Consider the following 18,482-nt stretch of genomic DNA (forward strand, 5'->3'; position numbering starts at 1 on the left):
CATGAATCACGAGCGTTACGCTGTCGCCCTGTGCCTTGTGTACGGGGCTTTAGGTGTTGGTGGCCTGATCCTGTTTCACTCCGTCAACGGCAATCCCTACGGCGCTGGTGCGGCGCTCCTGTCTGCCGCTGCTGCCTATGCCTCTTCCAATGCTCTGCTCGTTGGCAGGGCCTTTATGTACGAAGCCTGCGTGATTGCATCGCTGGTCTTCGCCGTCGCTTCCTTCTCATTGATGGTGTTCTGATATGTGCTTCGCATCTTCTCCCAAGATACCTGAGGCCGCCAAGGCTCCTCCGCCTCCTGATCCGAACAAGGCAACACTGGAAGCGGCGAACACTGCTCGTGAGCGTGCGCTTGCTGGTTCGACCTCAGGCCGTGCTTCCACGATGCTGACCAATCTGACCGATGCCGATGTTGCTGGCACCGCGAAGAAGAAAACCCTGTTGGGTCAATAGAACATGAACGCAGAGACGCTATTCGCACGATTTGACGCGCTGAATAGCGAACGTCAGACGTTTCTGTCTCACTGGCAGGAAGTGGCAGACTTCGTGTTTCCACGCCGTGCCGACTTCACCACGACCAGAACACCGGGTGAGAAGCGACAGACGCACATCTTCGACGCAACTGGCACGAATGCGCTTGAGCTCCTGGCCGCTGGCTTGCATGGCATGGCGACAAACCCAGCATCACGCTGGTTTTCACTGAAGCTGCAGAACGCCGAGCTGATGGCAAACACTGCCGTCAAGCGGTACCTCGCTGACGTTGAAGATATCATTTTCGGCTACATGCACTCGCCGTCCTCCTCAATCACGACGCACCTGCATGAGTTGTATCTGGACTATGCCGCCTTCGGTACTGCCGTCATGTTCATCGGCAAGGCGAAGAACGACAATCTGCTCTTTCAAAGCCGCTTCCTTGGTGAATGCGTCATTGATGAGAATGCAGAGGGCGTAGTCGATACCGTCATCCGCTGCTTCAAAATGACTGTTCGGCAATGTTTCCAGACATGGGGCGAAAAGTGCTCGGACGCTATCAAGAAGATGCATGCCGATGGCAAGGTGAACGAGAAGGTGGAGTTGCTGCACGCTGTCTGCCCTCGCGAAGACCATGACTACACCAAGAAAGACGCACTCAACATGCCGTATGCCTCCATCTACATGGAGCGCAAGGCAAAGGCTGTCCTGAACGAAGGCGGGTTTGAAGAATTCCCGTATGCCGTTCCTCGCTGGTACAAGGTTTCCGGCGAAGTCTATGGCCGCTCTCCTGCAATGTCGGCATTGCCCGATATCAAGATGCTGCAGGAGATGATGAAAACCACCATCAAGGGTGCACAGAAGCAGGTCGATCCGCCTCTGCTGGTTCCTGATGATGGAATGCTAGGGCCTGTCCGGACTGTTCCTGGCGGGCTTAATTTTTATCGTGGCGAGCGTGAGATTACGCCGCTGCTGACTGGCGGTAACCTGAACATCTCGCTTGAGATGATGCAGGATCTTCGCAACCGGATCATGACGACATTCTTTGTCGATCAGCTCCAGATGGTTGGCGACGCCAAGATGACCGCAACGGAAGTCACGCAGCGCACCGAAGAGCGCATGCGCCTTCTAGGCCCGATCCTTGGCCGCATGGAAAGTGAACTGCTCGGACCCATCATTAATCGGATCTTCGGTCTGCTGCTTCGCATGGGCAAGCTACCTGAACAGCCTGAAGAGCTCGATGACCAGGAATGGGTTGTTGAGTACGTTTCGCCTATTGCGCTGGCACAGCGTGGCCAAAAGGTCGAGCGTGTACTGAATGCCCTGACCATCGCCGGTCAAATGGCTGCTGTTGCCGATAGCGGATCGCCTTCGCTTTCCCGCTTGAAGGGTGATGCCATCCTGCCGTGGGTATTCACGGAACTGAATGCCGATCCTGACTTGCTCGAAGACGATGAAGCCGTTGCGGCCAAAGCCCAGAACGGTGCGATGGCTGCTGCTGCCGGTCCTGCTGCGATGGCTGCTGATGCCTTCGCCAAGGTCGGGCAGGGTGCCAAGTCCTTCGCTGAAGCTCAGAACGCTGGCACTGTTCAATGACCGAACGCAAGTGGGACAAGGAACAGGTGGCAATTGCTGCCCGTGTTGTGAACGGGACGCCCGAGGGTGAAATGCTCATCGGGTATCTGCTCGACTTCTGCCACATCTATCAGCCGTCATTCATGCCGGGTGACCCGCATGGCACTTCGTACAACGATGGTCAGCGTTCGCCGGGTATCGAACTGGTGTCTCTGCTCGTGAATGAGGCGGAGCGCTTCAAGGTAAAGAACCTCCGCAGGATAGCGGATCAAGCACAAGGAAACTAACTTTGACCGATGTAACCACGTCCGCTGATGCGGGGAACGTGGCTGAAGCTGTTATAGCCGAGGCCGGTAATACGGTAGCAGAAACTGCTGCCACAACGACAACCTCCACGACAACGACCAACTGGCGGGATACCCTGCCGGAAGACATTCGTGCAAGTCCTTCGCTGACTAAATTTGAAACTCAGGAAGGTCTGGCCAAGAGCTATATCAACCTTGAGAAGATGTTGGGTACGGACAAGGTTGCTATACCGAAAGAAGGTGACCAGGAAGGATGGGAACGGTGGGTTAAAGCCGCTGGCCGTCCTGACGATCCCAAGGATTACGGCTTCGAGCCTCCGAAGGAGTTGCCGGCTGGACTGGAATACTCTCCCGAGAATGACCAGCGCCTCGCTGCTGTCGTTCACAAGGCCGGATTGAACAAACATCAAGCGGGTCTGGTCCGTGAAGAGTTCATGAGGTGGATGGGCGAGGGCGCAGTTGCCAAGACGGATTTGTCGGCATCGACTGCGGCCACCCAGGAAACACAGCTTCGGACTGAATGGGGCCGTGCCTTCGACCAGAACCTGAAGGAAGCCAAGCTTGCGGTGAAGGAATACGGCGGTGATGAGTTCGCTGCGTATCTGGAAACCACAGGTCTCGGCAACCATCCGGCACTTGCCAAGGCCTTCCATACGATTGCCCGCAAGACCATGGGTGAAAGCCAGTTGATTGGGAACGGCGGTGAGCGCGAAAGCACTCCGGCTGACCTCGACAAGGCTATCACAGACTTCCGCAACACACACAGCGTTGCACTCTTCGACAAGGCTCATGCTGACCACGCACAACGTACGGCGGAATACACCCGCCTGTTCGAAAAGCGTCATGGCGACTGAGACTGACATACGACTTGCCTGCCTGAAACTGGCACGGCCTGACGGGCTAATAAACCCCGATCCAACCGCAATTATAGACCGCGCTTCAGCGTTCTATGACTTCGTGACGCAAGCCACGAAAACACCAGCAATACCAGCAGACAAGGCCGTTGCCCCTGCACTCAAGCCTGTACACAGGTCGCCGCGCTCGTAGCGCAATGTGACGCCCGGTTTCGAGCCGGACAACGTTCGACAAGCCCCCCAAACATCACCCGTTTTGAAAAGGATTGGACCCATGTCCACTCAAATCACTACGGCGTTTGTCGAACAGTATAAGGCAAACGTCTATCATCTTGTGCAACAGAAGGGCTCCAAGCTCCGCAGCACTGTCCGTCTGGAAACCGTAGTCGGCAAGAATGCCTTCTTCGACCAGATTGGCGCTGTTGCCGCTCAGGTCCGCACCACTCGCCACGGCGACACTCCCCGCATGGATACTCCTCATTCCCGCCGTCGTGTATCGCTAGCCGACTACGACTGGGCTGATCTAATCGATCAGGAAGACCGTATCCGTATGCTCATCGACCCTGCTTCCGACTATTCGAAGGCAGCTATGTGGGCTCTCGGTCGCTCTATCGATGACGTTATCATCTCCGCTGTAGACAGCGTTGCTTATACCGGCGTTGATGGTTCCACCTCCACAGCGTTTGACAGTGGCATGATTGTGCCAATTCAGACGGTCTGGCCTGGAGTGACTGCTGCAGATACCGGCTTGAATCTCGCCAAGTTGATCGAAGCCAAAAAGCTTCTTGGTCGCAACGATGTCGATCCTGATGAAGAAGTATTTGTCCCCGTAAACGCAGATCAGATTTCTTCGCTCCTGAAGGATGAACGCGTTGTTTCCGGCGACTATAACAAAGCTCTCCCACTCGTGGATGGCATTGTTTCGCGCATCGGCGGCTGCACTCTCATCCCTTGCAACCGCCTCACCACAGATGCCAACGGCGATACGAAGGTTCCGTTCTACACGGCCTCCGGTCTTCTTCTTGCCCTCGGGCAGGACATGACGGCGAAAATTGGTGAGCGTGCCGACAAGAACTACGCCACACAGGTCTTCGCATCCATGACCATTGGGGCAACCCGCATGGAAGAGAAGCGTGTTGGCTACATCCCTTGCGATCCGGGTGCAAACCCGATCCTCGACATTTAAGGAGGGCCTGCGAAATGGCTAACACTTTCTCCACGGAAGCCGCTCTTTACCTGAACAACACTCCGGCAAAGATGGCAAATAGTGCGGTACACGGCGGTAACTCCCGCCGTTACCGTGCGACTATCACGCTCGCATCGCAGGCTTCGGGTGACACAATCACCCTGGCCCGTATCCCTGTGGGTTCCTACTTCGATGGCGGCTCGATGGTGTCTACCGTTACTCTCGGTACATCGACCGTCGCTATCGGTGTTGCCGGTACTGCTGCCAAGTATAAGGCCGCTGCTGTGTTTACCGCCGTAGATACTCCGACCGCGTTCGGCACTGCTGCACAGACTGGCAGTCAGACGGGTCTTACGGCCTACGAAGATATCATCCTAACCATCGGTGTCGCGGCCCTTCCGGCTGCCGGCACGCTGGTCGTGGACCTGTATTTCTCCGCAACGTAAGCAACCAAAACCACAAACGACAATGAACAGGGCGGTCCTTCGGGGTCGCCCTTTTTCTTTGGCGTGAGGGCGATTGAATGACTTCCCCCACTGAACTTTCCAACATTGCCGTGTCACGCCTCGGCGGTGAAGCCATCACCGATATTGGTGAGGGTTCGACCGGCGCTCGCCTGTGCTCGCTTCACTACGATATCGTTCTCAATTCGCTGCTGCGTGAGCACGAGTGGAACTTTGCTATAAAGCGCAAGTCTCTCGCTCTCGATGTAACAGCGCCGGTCAACGGCTTTGCCCATCGATTTGCGCTGCCTGACGACTGGCTCAAGGTCGTTCGCATCAATGATGCCTATACCGATGATTACAGGATCGAGGGGCTCTTCCTCCTCTGTGACCTCTCGGTTGTTTACCTGGAATACATTGCCAAGGTCACTGACCCGAACCTCATGGACGCACAGTTCGTTGACGTGTTCGCACAGCGTCTTGCTGCTGAAATCGCATATCCGCTGACCAAAAATTCCACGCTGACGGAAAGCGCTTGGAAAATCTACAACGACAAGATCCGCATGGCGCGCACCATGGACGCCAAGGAAGGTCAGCCACGCAATATTGAGGCTGACACCTGGCTCGGGGCGCGCTTCTGATGCCCGCTGTAACAGCCATCAAGACGAACTTTTCGTCTGGTGAAACGTCGCCACTGCTGTTTGCCCGCGTTGATGTGGCGAAGTATGGCAATGGCTCGCAGGTCCTGCAGAACTTCATCGTTCAGCGTTATGGCGGCATCTACAAGCGCGGTGGTCTTGAGTTCATCAACGAGGTCAAGGACTCATACAAGAACGTCCGCCTGATCCCGTTCATCTATTCCGTGACGCAGGCCTACATTCTTGAATTCGGTCACCTGTATGTGCGCTTCTATACCAATGGCGGTATAGTCGAGAGTTCTCCCGGCGTGCCGCTCGAAGTGGTGACACCGTGGGACCAGGACGACATTTGGCAGCTTCAGTATGCACAGTCGGCGGACGTTCTATATTTGACGCATCCGGACTTTGCCCCGCGCACACTCAGCCGCTTGTCCGCCATATCGTTCGCTCTCGCCACAATGGAATTTCAGGACGGGCCGTTCCTGGACCTGAACACCACGGCAACGTTTCTTACACCCGGCGATTACGCTTCTGCTGTTCCCAAGATGACCAGCAACACAGCGCCCTCCGGTACTGTATCGACAACAGCCGGTACTGACCCGTGGCGCATATTCGATGGTTCCAAATCGTCCGAGTTTGTTGACGGCTCCAACAACGCCGGGACGATTTCTTATGCCTTTCCGGGCGGTCAGAAGGTAGTCGATGCCTATTGGATTCGCTCCAGCATTATCGATGAAACATCGACACCTGCTACTTGGGACATACGCGGTTGGAACGGCGTTGCCTGGGTCTCTCTAGATTCTCGTCAGGGTGAAACCGGATGGGCGCGCGGCGAACGCCGTTTCTACGAGTTCACCAACAAGACTGCCTATCAGCGCTATCAGATCGAATGGTACGGGACCAGCCGTACCTCTGGCAGCGAAACCCGCATCGCTGAAATCGGGTTTCATGAGTCCGGCGATACCCAGCCGGCCTTTCCTCTCACGGCGTCGAGCACAAACGGTATTAATGACGGGGCAGGGTTTCAAGCCTCCGATGTAGGCCGCTCCCTCCGATTGATGGGGCCTGATGGCAAATGGCGCTGGGCGCGTATCGTCTCGCGTTCGTCAGCCACCGTGGTGATGATCCGGCTGTATATTCACGCCCTGCCTGACTTGTCGCCCATCAACAATTGGGCCATTGGCGGGTGGAGTGAAATTACGGGCTGGCCGTCCAGCGTAAGCTTCTTTCAAGGCAGGTTGGTATTTGCTCGCACCGTCAACCAGCCGCAGACGGTATGGTTTAGCCAGGTTGATGACTTCACCAATTTCGGGGAGTCAACGCCACTCGTCGATAGCGATGCAATTAACGCGACCATCACGTCTGAGAGCCTCAATGAGATAAAATGGCTGTCGGAAAACACGACTCTGCTCGTTGGCACGACCGCTGCGATCCGCACAATTGGACCGAACACACAGACGGGTGCCTTTGGACCCGCGAACATCATCCAGCGCCGTGAAACGAACTACGGTGCATCTGATGTTCTGCCCGTTCGCATCGGCAATGTCGGTGTCTACTCGGGCTATTACCGTCAGGACATTCGCGAGATAGCCTATTCCTTTCAGGATGACGGGTATGTCAGCCAGGATCTATCCTTGCTCTCGGAGCATATTCCTCGGGCTGGTGTTAAGCAGTTGTGCTTTGCGCAAAACCCGGACGGGATTGTCTGGGCTTCGAAGGATGACGGAACTTGGGCCGGTCTGACTTACGAACGTGAGCAGGACGTTGTTGCCTTCCATTCCCACGTTGCCGGTGGTTCGTTCGGGGTCAGTGCTCCTCGCATTGAAAGCGTTGCGACAATTCCAAGTCAAACCCGCGATGAAATGTGGGCTGTCGTCAAGCGCACCATCAACGGCGTGACCAAACAATATATCGAGCGCCTGTCGCTTGGCCTTGCGCCAACTGCTTCCAAAGAGGATGCGACATTCCTCGATAGCTTCCTGAGCTATTCCGGTTCTGCAGTGAACACGCTGACAGGCCTTGACCATCTTGAAGGTCAGCAGGTGCAGGTATGGGGCGACGGCTCCTATCTCGGTGAATACACGGTCGTCTCCGGCGACATCACTCTCTCGAACGACTACACGGTGACCAAGGCCTGTGTCGGGCTTCCATACACTTCGATCATGGAAACGCTGTCGCCGGAAATGGGCGCAGCGGGCGGCACAGCGCAAACTCGCACGGGTTCAATCTCCGATATCTATCTGCGTGTCAATCGTTCCCTCGGCGGCTCTGTGGGTGGGGCGGATAGCCCAAGACTTGAGATGATCTATTGGCGCACGACGGGCGATCCAATGAACACTTCCCCACCGCTGTTTACGGGTGACAAGCGGGTTCAAGTCCAAATTGGTTGGGATACCGGCAAGCGCATCCGCGTCGAGCATTCCGATCCGACGCCTTTCCAACTCCTCGGCATGATCTACGAATTGAAGGTGAACGGCTAATGTGCTTTCCCGCTCTTCTTGCTCCGCTCGGGGCTCTGTTTGGTACCGGAGCCGGAGCTGCCGCCGGTGCTGGTGCAGCTGCAGGTGGCGCTGCCGCCGCTGGTGGCGGTCTCGGCACAGCGTTGTCTCTCCTCGGCACGGGGCTGTCCGTAGTCGGTGGTCTACAGGCTGGACAACAGGCAGAAAAGGTTGGGGAATACAACGCCAAGATTTCGGAGAACAACGCTCTCGCTGACCAGCAGCGTGCGCAATACGAGGCCGGTCTGATCCGTGACGACAAAAAGCGCATCCTTGGCACTCAATTGGCCGCACAGGCTGCGAACGGTCTCAGTGTGTCGTCTGGCTCGCCGGTTGCCGTACTCGGTGACACCTCTGGCAATGCAGAAATGGACGTACTGGCCCGGCTCTATGGTGGCGAAAGCTCCGCAATGGCCAATCGCAATCAGGCAGCGCTCTCTCGTGCTGAAGGCAAGGCACAGAAAAACGCCTCGATCATTGGTGCAGGCACAACTCTTCTGACGGGACTCGGCAAGATGGCCGGTAACCGTCAGGCCTTGAGATACGGGGTTTAACTGAATGGCGCGTTTCCCTACCTACGAACGCCGCCAGGGTCTTGCCGGTGGTTCGACAGGCTCTTTTGCTGATGCTGGTGCATTCACGGCTCCATCTCGTGCATTGCAGGGGGCGGGCGCTGCTGTCGCTGACTTGGGGAACGATTTCTCCGCGATAGAAGCGAAGGTACGTGAAACCCAGGATAACACCTGGTTCTCGAAGGCTCGTGCCCAGACGGCAACCGACATTTCCGCACAGGAAATGGACCTGCAAAAGCAGGCAACGGATGGCGCTGCCAACTTCACGCCTACCGTACAGGGTAAATTCGGGGAATATCGTGCATCGAAGGAAGCGGAAGCGCCGAGCCCTCGGGCAAAACAGATGTATTCGCAGTGGGCTGATACCTTCGGCGTCGATGTGACGGGCCGCGCTGCCAAATTTCAGGCAGAGAGCGAGCTTGCCAAACGCACAACCGATTTCAGCGCTGCTATCAATGCCCATGCACAGGCCGTCTATGCCGATCCGTCGCAGTATGACGTGGTCAAAAAGCGCATGGATGATGACTTTGCAGGTGCAAAACAGTGGATGACGCCTGAACAGGAACAGGTTGCCAAGACTTCGGCTGAAAAGACGCTGCAGCTTGCTCGTGCAAAGAGCCTCGTTGAATATGCGCCTGACAAATTCATGCAGGAAACCGGCACAGGTGGTGCTGGCGGCGATGTTTCGAAGATTCTTCGCAAGGCTGAAGGCTTTCGGGCCAAGCCTTATTGGGATGTGGATCACTGGCGCGTTGGCTATGGATCGGACACGGTCACCCATGCCGATGGCCGAATTGAGTCCGTCCACCAGGGTATGACAATCAATCGTGATGATGCCGAACGTGACCTAGCGCGCCGCACGAAAGAGGAAGAACAACAGATTATTGGGCAGGTTGGCCCTGAAGCTTGGGGGAAGATGCCGCCAAATGCTAAGGCCGCTATCCTGTCAGTCGCATATAATTATGGATCATCACCTAAGTCGGTGCTTGCCGCTATCAAGACTGGTGATGTCGAGCAGGTGGCCGTTACCGTTGAAGGTCTTGGCTCTCACAACGGCGGCGTAAACAACAAGCGGCGTGTGACAGAGGCGGCTATCATTCGCGGTGGTGCTATTCCGCAGAGCCCTGCTGATGTTGCGGGAAATCCTGCATACAGCTCGTTGAGCGTTGACGAGTTGGGCGCTCTCCAAAACAGGGCAGAAGCAAACAATTCTGCCAATCAAACCAACCTGTATAATCAGCTCAAGGGTTCTATGGAGCTTGGTGTAAAAACCGGCACCATCATGTCGGAAGACGCTATCTTGAGTTCGGCCCTGCGTGATGATGACAAGGCCTCTTTGCTGACGACGTTCCGTGGTCAGAACAAAGACCAGATGGAAATCAATGCCGCTCTCGGCGGTCTGGCAAACAAGACGCTGAGCGTCGATCCTTATAACGACAAGGCGCGTAAAGCACTTGATGGGGCATATGATGCCATCGTTACTAAAGCAACTCCTGAACAAAAGGGTTTGGCTGGTGAGGAAATCGTTCGCCAGTCCGGTGTAGTTCCACAAACCCTGTTGAATGAGCTGCGCCGTGGGCTGGAAAGCACAAATCCGGTCGATATCGCGGCGGCTGCACAGCAGGCTAGCCGGATTAGCCAGATTAACCCGGCTGCACTATCTCGTCGTGAGGGCGGGGCGCAGGTCCAGAAAGCTGCGGATGACTTCGGTTATTATGTGAACAATCTCAACCTGTCGCCTGAGCAGGCCGCACAGAAGATTGCCGACAACAACAACCCCGACAAGATGCGAGACCGCAAAGCGCTTGAACCAGCTGCGAAGGAGTTCCGTAAGCAGATTGAAACCGAAGACCTCGGGGCCGTTTTCGATGACAGCTATCTGCCGTTCACTGAACCTGCGGTCGGCTTCAACGAAGGCCAGCGCCTCGGTATCCAGGCTGAATACCAGGCCATAGCCGAAGAGAAATTCTATGAAGCCAATGGTGACGCGGAGCTGGCGAAGAACCGCGCTCGTGAAGAGATGAAGCGCCTCTACGGCGTCACCGATATGACCGGTAAGCCTACCGTCATGAAACACCCACCCGAGCGTTATTGGCCTGCCATACAGGGCGGTAGCTCTTTTCAGTATGCCAAAACGCAGCTCTACCAGGACCTCTATGCCATCGATCCTTATGTAGACACGTCAAAGGTCCAGTTCGTTACCACACCTGAAACGGATGCCATGATTAAGCGTGGTGAAATGCCCGCTTATGCCGTGTTCTATCCTGACAAGAACGGCGTGCTGCAAACGATACCGGGCAAGCTGTGGCGTCCAAATGCCTCCACGCAGGTGATGATGCAGATGGAGCGGCAGAACGCCGAACAGAAGCAAGCAGAGTCCATTGCGAGAGTCAGCCAGGATATCAACAGGCGCGAGGCAGAAATGCAGGCTGATCCGATGGCCGCGCGTAAGGCTGGACTTGATGCCTTCATTGATGGACCTCGGGCAACACCCGCTGTCAAATTTTTGCAGAACAAGGGTAAATAATGCCGTTCATTGATGAAGGCTATCAGCCGCAAAATCTAACGGACATTGCGCCTGTGGCTGCTCCAGATGATCCTACGTTGAGCGAAACCTTCGGGGCCGCTTTCCGTACTGAGAACGTCATCGGCTCATACCTGTCTTCCCGTGGTGCGCCTGATCCTTACCAGATTGAGGATGGGTATGACGCTATTGACGATGTAAAAAACGATCCGAAGTACGCGCCATATGTTGCTGACTTCGCGGGTATTTTCAACAAGAAGGCGTCTGACGCACAAAAGCTGCAGATAGACCGTGAGCTGAAGGATAAACGTACGATCGATGCTGCTGGCGGCATGGGCATGGTTGCATCTATGGCTGCTGGCGTTTTCGATCTGCCTACACTGTTGCCTATTGGCGGTGGTCTTGCCGGTGCCGGTGGTAGCCTTTTGCGCACCGCCTCCAGCGCCGCCATTGGTGCCGGTATCGATGCTGCTGTTTCCGAGACTGGTTTGCAGCTCACGCAACGGGCGAGGACGGGCGAGGAGTCGGTTTACAACATCGGTGGCTCCATCTTGCTCGGCGGCGCTCTTGGCACGCTGATAGGGCGGTATCTGAAGCCGCACGAGGCGACTGCACTCGGCAGGAAGATTGAAACACAGGAAGGCGGGTACAGGGAGTTTGACGCCGCCTATGCGAACGCCGGAACTGGTGCGTCCTCGGGTGGCGCTGCTGCTCGCGACACGGGGCCGCTGGTCCTGAAGGACGAAGCGCTTATCCGCAATATTCCGTTGGTCAATCGACAGGATCCGCTTATCCGCCTGCAGCTTTCGGATTTCGATAGTGCCAGGCAGACTGTGCGCGGTCTTGCTGAGACGCCGCTGGAATATGCGGACAATGCTGCCGGTGTTGCGACCGAACGTGGTGGTTCCGTCGAAACCAGAATGAAGATGTGGCACGCGCCGGTCTATTCCAGTTTGCGCGATATCGACACTATGTATGCCCGCTATTTCCACAATGCTCCCGAGCCGACTGCTTGGCAGACTCGCCTTAGCCCTATTCAGTCTGAATTTGCCCGTCTGCGCGGCTCCAGCGAGAAGATGACCTATCGAGAGTTTAAGGAAGAGGTGGGCAAGGCCGCATTTGATGCTGAACAGCATGCCATTCCTGAAGTGGCTGAAGCTGCCAAGGTCTACCGCGAAGTCGATGACGCGATGAAACGCGCTGCTATCGAGGCCGGGTTGCTGCCGGAAGATGTGAAGGTTGCCAAGGACGCAAGCCATCTTTTCCGCATGTACAACAAAGAGCGGATCATTGCGAAGCGTAACGAGTTCGGCAAAATCCTGCGTGATTACTTCATCAATGGCCGCGAATCTGCGCTGCGAACAGCGGAAGAGAATGCCGTTGCGAAGCGTGTCGTCACGAGTGACATGACGGTCGAGCGGTATAACCAGTCTTTCGAGCGTCTGAGCGGTATCGAGGACCGAATTAACCAAAGGCAGGACATTCGCCGCAATAAGGTGAGCAATCTCCAGCGACAACAGAACACCCGTAACGACCTTCTGAAAGAGCGTGCGCCTACCGGACTGATGGAGGCCCTGCGCAACTCGGATGAGAATGCCAGTGCAATCGGTCATATTCGGGAGGCTCGGGCTGCAGAGGCCAAGGCAAACAAGAAGCCGCCTTATGCTGAGCGTTTTCCTATCCTTGCCATCCTGAAGGAAAAGGGCGGGGTGCGTATCGGAAGCCCGCTTGAGGGGGAACTGAAAGCATTGGGCATCACAGCCAAGGCGCACCCGGGATTGTTCAGGAAGGACAGCGGCATAGGGGCCGTGGATAACTTCGTTCATTCGGAAGAGGATATCTTTCGCGACAATCTGAACGCAGGCGACAACGGCTATGTTGATCCGGCTGACGTGCTCAATGCCATACAGCAGGAAGTCGGCGGTTCGCCGCTCCTGACGCGTGAGGCCGCTGACGCTGCGTACATCTCTGAGGCTGTGCAAGACGCGGCTGCTCGTTGGCTCGATAGCGTAGGACTTGGTCCTGATGCGACGGTCAAACAGGTTCGCGACTTCGTAAAGCGTGTCAACGATGCTGAGAAACACGTTGATAACATTGATACTCGCATCCTGCGTCTCGAAACGGAAATTGAAGACTTCGACAAGGTAACGGACGGGCTGAAGAATGAGCGCGATATCAGCGCAAGCGAAGCGGCTATCATTGCCGACGAAGTGAATGCGCTTGAGGCTGAGCTGTCGGAAGTGGCTGATTTGGCCAATGCCTCGCCGCGTGTGTCCATGATGGTCGATTACGCGACGACAAAGCGCAGGATGTTCAAGAAGCGCATGACAGAACGCAACCTGCAGAAGCGTGTCGATGCTATCGAGCGGCTGGCTGCGGACGGCAAAGCTAACGATGAAATGCTGATGGAGCTGGCCGCGAAGAAGGTAGACCTAAACGCTGCCAATCTCGAAATCAAGAAGATGCATGCCAAGGCGGAAAAGCTGAAAGCGCAGATACCGTCTGCCCATGTTATCGAGAAGACTGACGAATTCGCCAATCTATCGGATCTGGAGATTTCAGACCTCGTTGACGAAACAATCAATACTATCATCGGCAACACTGACGGGCGCATCCCATATGACGCCATTGTTTCCGGCCCACGTGGTCCATTGAAGGAACGCCTGCTCAAGATTGAAAGCGCGAAGATTCAGGATTTCATGGAACTGGATATCGAGAAGGTGTTGCGGGCGCAAACCCGTACCATGTCTGCAGATATCGAGATTTCCAAGAAGTTCGGTGATCCGACGATGAAAGAGGAAATCCGCAAGATTCATGATGAGGCTGACCGGCGCATAGCACAGGCCACGGATGACAAACAGCGCACCAAGCTGGAGAAGGCTCGCAAAGCTTCCGTTCGTGACGTGGAGGGGATCAGGGACCGTTTGCGCGGTCAGTATGCCTTGCCGTCGAATCCTGATTCCTTGGTGCTGCGTGCCGGTCGCATCTCTCGCAACCTGAACTATCTGCGCCTGCTTGGCGGCATGACGATTTCAGCTTTTCCGGACCTCGGCAAGATTGTCTTCAACCATGGCCTGACAAGCACATTCCGTGACGGTTTCATTCCGCTCATTACCAATTTCAACGCCGTTCGTCTGGCTGGTGAAGAGGTGAAACTGGCCGGCACTGCGTTGGATATGGTGCTTGATAGCCGTGCCATGGCGATGGCAGATATCACTGACACCTATGGTCGTCACTCTCGTATAGAGCGGGGCATTGATGAACTGACGCACAAGTACGGCGTTGTCTCTCTCATGGCCCCGTGGAACGCTGCGATTAAGCAATTCAGCGGCCTTGTCACCATGACAAACATTCTCAACGCTGCTGAACGTGTCGCCAAGGGCATGCCGGAAGGCAAGGACGTGAGCAAGCTCGCTGCTGGCGGTATTGACTCCGATCTAGCTGAGCGGATCGCCAAGGAGTTCGCCACGCACGGCGATAAGCAGGGGAATGTCATGCTGGCGAAAGCCGCTGATTGGGGCGATAGGGAAGCGCGCGAAGCATTTCGCACCGCCGTCGTTCGCGAAGTGGATCGTATCGTTGTCACGCCTGGGCAGGATAAGCCGCTCTGGATGAGTACCGAATTAGGCAAGACCGTTGGTCAGTTCAAAAGCTTCGGTGTCTCCTCGATGCAGCGTACCATGCTGGCGGGTCTACAACAGCGTGACGCCGCGACCCTTCAAGGCCTGCTGGTTATGATGGGGCTCGGCGCCTTCACTTATTATGCAAAGCAATCAATTGCCGGTAGGGAAGTTTCGGACGATCCCGCCGTGTGGGTGGTTGAGGCGTTCGACAAGTCCGGCGTGGCTGGATGGTTCATGGATGCGAACAACATCGCTGAGAAGGCAACACGAGGTCGGGTAGGGCTCTCTGCAATCACTGGAAAGCAGGTTTCCCGCTATGCCAGCCGCAATGTGACGGGCGCATTTCTCGGACCTTCTGCCGATGCTTTGGCAGATATCTTCCAAGTTTCCGGTTCCGTTTTCGCTGGAGATACAAGCAAAAGCGACCTTCATAAAGTTCGCCAGTTGATTCCTCTACAAAATCTGTTCTACTTACGTTCTATTTTGAACCAAGTGGAAGAGTCAGCGGGTAACTCCCTAGGTCTTCCTGATACAAGGAAATAGCCGTGGGGGCGTTCTTCGGATTTACCGCTTTCATCCTGGCCCTGTTCGCAATTGGGGCTGTTGTGGAAGAGAACTTGAGAAAGGCAGCAATGTTCGGTGCTGCCTTCGCGGTCTGCTGCGTCATCGTCATGATGGGAACGCCGAAGCTCACAACCAGCTTCGCCTCCACAGAATGCCACACCGATTGGGATGGTTTCAGTAATGGCGATGTCTGCGACTGATTGATCTGAACCACTAAACCAACCATGTAAGGCTCGCTTCGGCGGGCCTTTTTCGTTTCCGCAATAAGCCCTGCTCATTCGAGTGGGGCTTTTTTTATAGGGCCTGCCCATCATGACGATTTCAACCCAGACTGCCCGCGTTCAATACGCTGGTAATGGTGTTACTGCCTCGTTTCCGGTTCCGTTCGAATTCCTGACCGCATTCCCGCCAAAGGTGATTTATACCGATGCGGCTGGAGTAGACACGCTGTGGGTCTCTGGCACGAATTACACGGTCACAGGTGGCGGCGCCAACCAGGCAGCAACGGGTGCGGTTCTTCCGACTGTCGTCCTGCCTACTAGCACAAAGATAACCATCCTGCGCAATGAGGCCCTGACACAGGCTGCCGATTACGTTCCGAACGATCCATTTCCTGCCGTTGCTCACGAGAAGGCGCTGGATCGTCTCTCGATGCAAAACCAGATGATTGCGGAGAGGGCGGGGCGTGCGCTGGTTCTCAAGGAAAGTTCTTCCGCATCCAATATTACAGTGGCCGAGCCTGAGGCCGGGAAAATCCTTGGTTGGAACGCTGACGGTACGGCCATTATAAACAAGGATGCAACTTCCGTCGGCGTTGCCGGTACCGCTGGTGCGGTTGTTTTTGCTGCCGACAACCCGGAAGAAATACTAGACTACATCGACGGGCAACCCCATGCTGACAATCTCGATACGCTATCTTCGACTTCACTCGGCGCAACAGGTCTAGCCATGCTTGGTGCCGCGACAGTCGCGGACGCTACAGCAGCGCTCGGCGCTGGAGTTGCGGGCGCTACTATTTTCACAGCGACGCTCGATGCAGACGTTCGCGCTTTTCTCGATGTGCCGGTTTATGTCCTGACACGGACCGCATTGAAGGCGAGAGACACCACGAAGGACGTTTGCGCGGTTTTGCTCGAAGGTGGCCGGTCCGGTCTGTTCAAATGGACGGCGGGTAACTTTTCGACGCAAGTCGCCGCCGATACTGCAGAGGGTGTCTATGTCAAGGCGACGGCAATTGCGTCGTCTGCCGGCGCATGGGTTCGTTCCGGTGTTGCCGATCATGTTCGCCCTGAGTGGTTCGGTGCGATTGGCGATAATGTCACCGACGATTATCCCGCACTACAGGCCGCGTGTGACTTCGGGAAGCCTGTGAAGCTATCTGCTACAACCTACTGGTGCCAATGGGTAATCGGATCGACCAACAAGGATTTGTTCATTAGTGGGGCTGGTCAGAAAGTTTCAGCCATCCGGTTCACATTTGCCGGCTTCGCTGGAATTAACTTCACGACAAACAGTAATAGACACCAGCTTGATGTAACGGACCTATCTCTAATCGCCGATGTTGCAGCTGCCGGTACAGCTATTCGTGGGACGTGGCCTAATGTTGCCTCCTCTGCATGGCGTACTCTGCATGTCGAGAACTGCGAGATTATCGCGTCAAATCTTGGTACTACGTACTGGACAAGCGGCATCGATGTTACCGAGGCTTGGAAAGCTACCATTCTCAAGAATGTGATCCATGGGAATGGAGCCGGTGCAGTACCCGGCACTGGTAATTTTGGAATTCGCTTCAACGGATTGTCGATTGAGTGTGAAGTGTCGTTCAACGGAATTCACGCCTTCGAGAAGGGGTTGACCGTCATAGGAAATTGCGAGGGAATTAACGTTCTCAATAACAATTTCATAGCTTGTGGATGGGGTGCTTACATTAACTGCCCCGCTCTGCGCCCTATGCACAGTTATAAGGGCAATCACGTATCCAGCTATTTTGGCGGTATATATCTAAACAACGTATCTCAGTCTTTCGTCAGCGATAATCTGATCTATGCTATATCTGGATGGGCTGGCGCATACGTGGGCATCAACTGTCAGAATAGCTCTTATAATCTGGTGCATCACAACCATATCTGCTTTCTGGCTCCGTTAAGTCCAGCAGGCGGGACCGGCGTTTTGCTGGCCGCTTCTGGCGCTATGGAAATTACGAACAACCAGCAGCAGGGCGGTAACGCGGTGGTTTGGTGCCAAGCAGGAACATCAGACTATACGGTGAAGGATAACCGGGGTTACAACATGGCCTCTGGCGGCGTTGGTGCGCTGTTGTCTGGCATTGGAACCAACAGGTCGCTCGACAACCTACCTTAACGCGTCAGCACTGCGCAAAACTCCAGCCGTCCTTGTGGCGTTGGATATGCATCTTCTAGTCTCAATGGTATCTGGCGGGCCTCAAAAAGGTCCGTCATTACTTTTGAAAAGCTATCAGGCGTGAACTGCCACGCGTGAACGTCGATATAGTTTCCCGCCGCTTCTTCATATTCTCTGAGGGCGGTCGCGGTGCGTTGATGTATCGATCCCCAATGGCCAGGATCGCTGTGATCACCAGCCCAATGCCGGGCCGCGTCGTTGTGCGTGGTGAAGGCTCTATGCTCGATAAGGCTTAGCAAGGTATGAACCTTCCTTCCTCTGGCCGCGTTCACTTTTTCTACGGTCGTCTCTGGAATGAAATGATCGAAGCAATACCGCTTGTCGGGGATGATAAGGAAATATCTGCCACCAGGATCTAGCAGGTCGGCAACCTTTTCCAAATGGTCGATAAGGTCGGGCTGATGCTCAATGCAATGCGAACTTACTACCGCGTCAAATTTCTGGTCTACGATACTCAAATCGCCCGTTGGAGATACCCAATCCATTGCGGGGATTTGATCAATAGGCTCGCCAAAAATCGCGGCGCGCTCCCTGAGTTGCGCTTGATCAAGCACGTCGAAATAGCGGACTCCTTCCCCGGCAATGATCGGGCGGAAGAACGGGCCGATTTCCAGTATGTTGTTTGTTTCTCTAATGAGTGGAACGAAGTTTTCGCGCAAGGCATAAGGTGATGCTGATCGGCCTTCTTTGACACCGAATTCATGCCAGTGGCGCAGCAATCGTTCTGTCGATAGGTGGCGTAAGGTCGGAGTAGCGGTCGTAGCAAAACCTCGCACCAAACTCCGGATATACGTCATTATTGCCCC

General features: G+C 55.3%; 15 protein-coding genes. 14 read left to right on the plus strand and 1 reads right to left on the minus strand.

Annotation, left to right across the window (positions count from 1 at the left end):
* The first annotated feature begins 1 nt into the window (after position 1).
* From PHA01_RS13485 to PHA01_RS13550, 14 genes are all read left to right on the plus strand, one after another.
* Positions 2-244, plus strand: a complete 243-nt coding sequence (locus PHA01_RS13485; RefSeq protein WP_271896309.1) for a hypothetical protein — start codon at positions 2-4, stop codon at positions 242-244.
* Between the two features lies 1 nt (position 245).
* Positions 246-455, plus strand: coding sequence for a hypothetical protein (locus tag PHA01_RS13490; protein ID WP_271896311.1), 210 nt, complete (start codon positions 246-248; stop codon positions 453-455).
* Positions 456-458: 3 nt separating this feature from the next.
* Entirely contained in the window at positions 459-2,069 is a 1,611-nt protein-coding gene (locus tag PHA01_RS13495) for a portal protein (protein WP_271896313.1), read from the plus strand.
* Positions 2,066-2,335, plus strand: coding sequence for a Bbp19 family protein (locus PHA01_RS13500; protein ID WP_271896315.1), 270 nt, complete (start codon positions 2,066-2,068; stop codon positions 2,333-2,335). Before PHA01_RS13495 ends, PHA01_RS13500 begins: the two co-directional genes overlap by 4 nt.
* Positions 2,336-2,337: 2 nt before the next feature.
* Positions 2,338-3,207 (plus strand): hypothetical protein, encoded by an 870-nt coding sequence (locus PHA01_RS13505; protein WP_271896317.1) that lies wholly within the window; start codon positions 2,338-2,340, stop codon positions 3,205-3,207.
* A gap of 274 nt (positions 3,208-3,481) precedes the next feature.
* Positions 3,482-4,393, plus strand: coding sequence for a phage capsid protein (locus tag PHA01_RS13510; protein WP_271896319.1), 912 nt, complete (start codon positions 3,482-3,484; stop codon positions 4,391-4,393).
* Between the two features lie 14 nt (positions 4,394-4,407).
* Positions 4,408-4,839: a hypothetical protein gene (locus PHA01_RS13515; RefSeq protein WP_271896321.1), complete on the plus strand. Its 432-nt coding sequence runs from the start codon at positions 4,408-4,410 to the stop codon at positions 4,837-4,839.
* 77 nt (positions 4,840-4,916) lie between these two features.
* The gene (locus tag PHA01_RS13520; protein WP_271896323.1) at positions 4,917-5,477 is read left to right on the plus strand and encodes a phage connector family protein; all 561 of its coding nucleotides are present in this window, start codon (positions 4,917-4,919) and stop codon (positions 5,475-5,477) included.
* Positions 5,477-7,954: a phage tail protein gene (locus PHA01_RS13525; protein ID WP_271896326.1), complete on the plus strand. Its 2,478-nt coding sequence runs from the start codon at positions 5,477-5,479 to the stop codon at positions 7,952-7,954. The genes PHA01_RS13520 and PHA01_RS13525 overlap by 1 nt, the downstream gene beginning before the upstream one ends.
* A complete protein-coding gene (locus PHA01_RS13530; protein ID WP_271896328.1) occupies positions 7,954-8,526 on the plus strand; it encodes a hypothetical protein in 573 nt (190 codons plus the stop codon). The genes PHA01_RS13525 and PHA01_RS13530 overlap by 1 nt, the downstream gene beginning before the upstream one ends.
* Before the next feature lie 4 nt (positions 8,527-8,530).
* A complete protein-coding gene (locus PHA01_RS13535; RefSeq protein ID WP_271896330.1) occupies positions 8,531-11,071 on the plus strand; it encodes a lysozyme in 2,541 nt (846 codons plus the stop codon).
* Positions 11,071-15,234 carry a hypothetical protein gene (locus PHA01_RS13540; protein ID WP_271896332.1) on the plus strand — a complete coding sequence of 1,388 codons (4,164 nt, stop codon included), beginning with the start codon at positions 11,071-11,073 and terminating at the stop codon, positions 15,232-15,234. Before PHA01_RS13535 ends, PHA01_RS13540 begins: the two co-directional genes overlap by 1 nt.
* A 2-nt stretch (positions 15,235-15,236) precedes the next feature.
* Positions 15,237-15,455 (plus strand): hypothetical protein, encoded by a 219-nt coding sequence (locus tag PHA01_RS13545; RefSeq protein ID WP_271896334.1) that lies wholly within the window; start codon positions 15,237-15,239, stop codon positions 15,453-15,455.
* Positions 15,456-15,567: 112 nt separating this feature from the next.
* The gene (locus PHA01_RS13550) at positions 15,568-17,616 is read left to right on the plus strand and encodes a right-handed parallel beta-helix repeat-containing protein (protein ID WP_271896336.1); all 2,049 of its coding nucleotides are present in this window, start codon (positions 15,568-15,570) and stop codon (positions 17,614-17,616) included.
* Here the strand turns inward: PHA01_RS13550 and PHA01_RS13555 are convergent.
* Positions 17,613-18,473 carry a methyltransferase domain-containing protein gene (locus PHA01_RS13555; protein WP_271896338.1) on the minus strand — a complete coding sequence of 287 codons (861 nt, stop codon included), beginning with the start codon at positions 18,471-18,473 and terminating at the stop codon, positions 17,613-17,615. The two genes, PHA01_RS13550 and PHA01_RS13555, sit on opposite strands and share 4 nt — an antisense overlap.
* Positions 18,474-18,482: the final 9 nt, after the last annotated feature.

The organism is Candidatus Phyllobacterium onerii (assembly GCF_028331445.1).
Classification (GTDB): domain Bacteria; phylum Pseudomonadota; class Alphaproteobacteria; order Rhizobiales; family Rhizobiaceae; genus Phyllobacterium; species Phyllobacterium onerii.

Bases quoted from the DNA above. Each gene is read 5' to 3' on its own strand.
- PHA01_RS13485 (WP_271896309.1), top strand. From the start codon at position 2: ATGAATCACGAGCGTTACGCTGTCGCCCTGTGCCTTGTGTACGGGGCT.
- PHA01_RS13490 (WP_271896311.1), top strand. From the start codon at position 246: ATGTGCTTCGCATCTTCTCCCAAGATACCTGAGGCCGCCAAGGCTCCT.
- PHA01_RS13495 (WP_271896313.1), top strand. From the start codon at position 459: ATGAACGCAGAGACGCTATTCGCACGATTTGACGCGCTGAATAGCGAA.
- PHA01_RS13500 (WP_271896315.1), top strand. From the start codon at position 2,066: ATGACCGAACGCAAGTGGGACAAGGAACAGGTGGCAATTGCTGCCCGT.
- PHA01_RS13510 (WP_271896319.1), top strand. From the start codon at position 3,482: ATGTCCACTCAAATCACTACGGCGTTTGTCGAACAGTATAAGGCAAAC.
- PHA01_RS13515 (WP_271896321.1), top strand. From the start codon at position 4,408: ATGGCTAACACTTTCTCCACGGAAGCCGCTCTTTACCTGAACAACACT.
- PHA01_RS13520 (WP_271896323.1), top strand. From the start codon at position 4,917: ATGACTTCCCCCACTGAACTTTCCAACATTGCCGTGTCACGCCTCGGC.
- PHA01_RS13525 (WP_271896326.1), top strand. From the start codon at position 5,477: ATGCCCGCTGTAACAGCCATCAAGACGAACTTTTCGTCTGGTGAAACG.
- PHA01_RS13530 (WP_271896328.1), top strand. From the start codon at position 7,954: ATGTGCTTTCCCGCTCTTCTTGCTCCGCTCGGGGCTCTGTTTGGTACC.
- PHA01_RS13535 (WP_271896330.1), top strand. From the start codon at position 8,531: ATGGCGCGTTTCCCTACCTACGAACGCCGCCAGGGTCTTGCCGGTGGT.
- PHA01_RS13540 (WP_271896332.1), top strand. From the start codon at position 11,071: ATGCCGTTCATTGATGAAGGCTATCAGCCGCAAAATCTAACGGACATT.
- PHA01_RS13550 (WP_271896336.1), top strand. From the start codon at position 15,568: ATGACGATTTCAACCCAGACTGCCCGCGTTCAATACGCTGGTAATGGT.
- PHA01_RS13555 (WP_271896338.1), bottom strand. From the start codon at position 18,473: ATGACGTATATCCGGAGTTTGGTGCGAGGTTTTGCTACGACCGCTACT.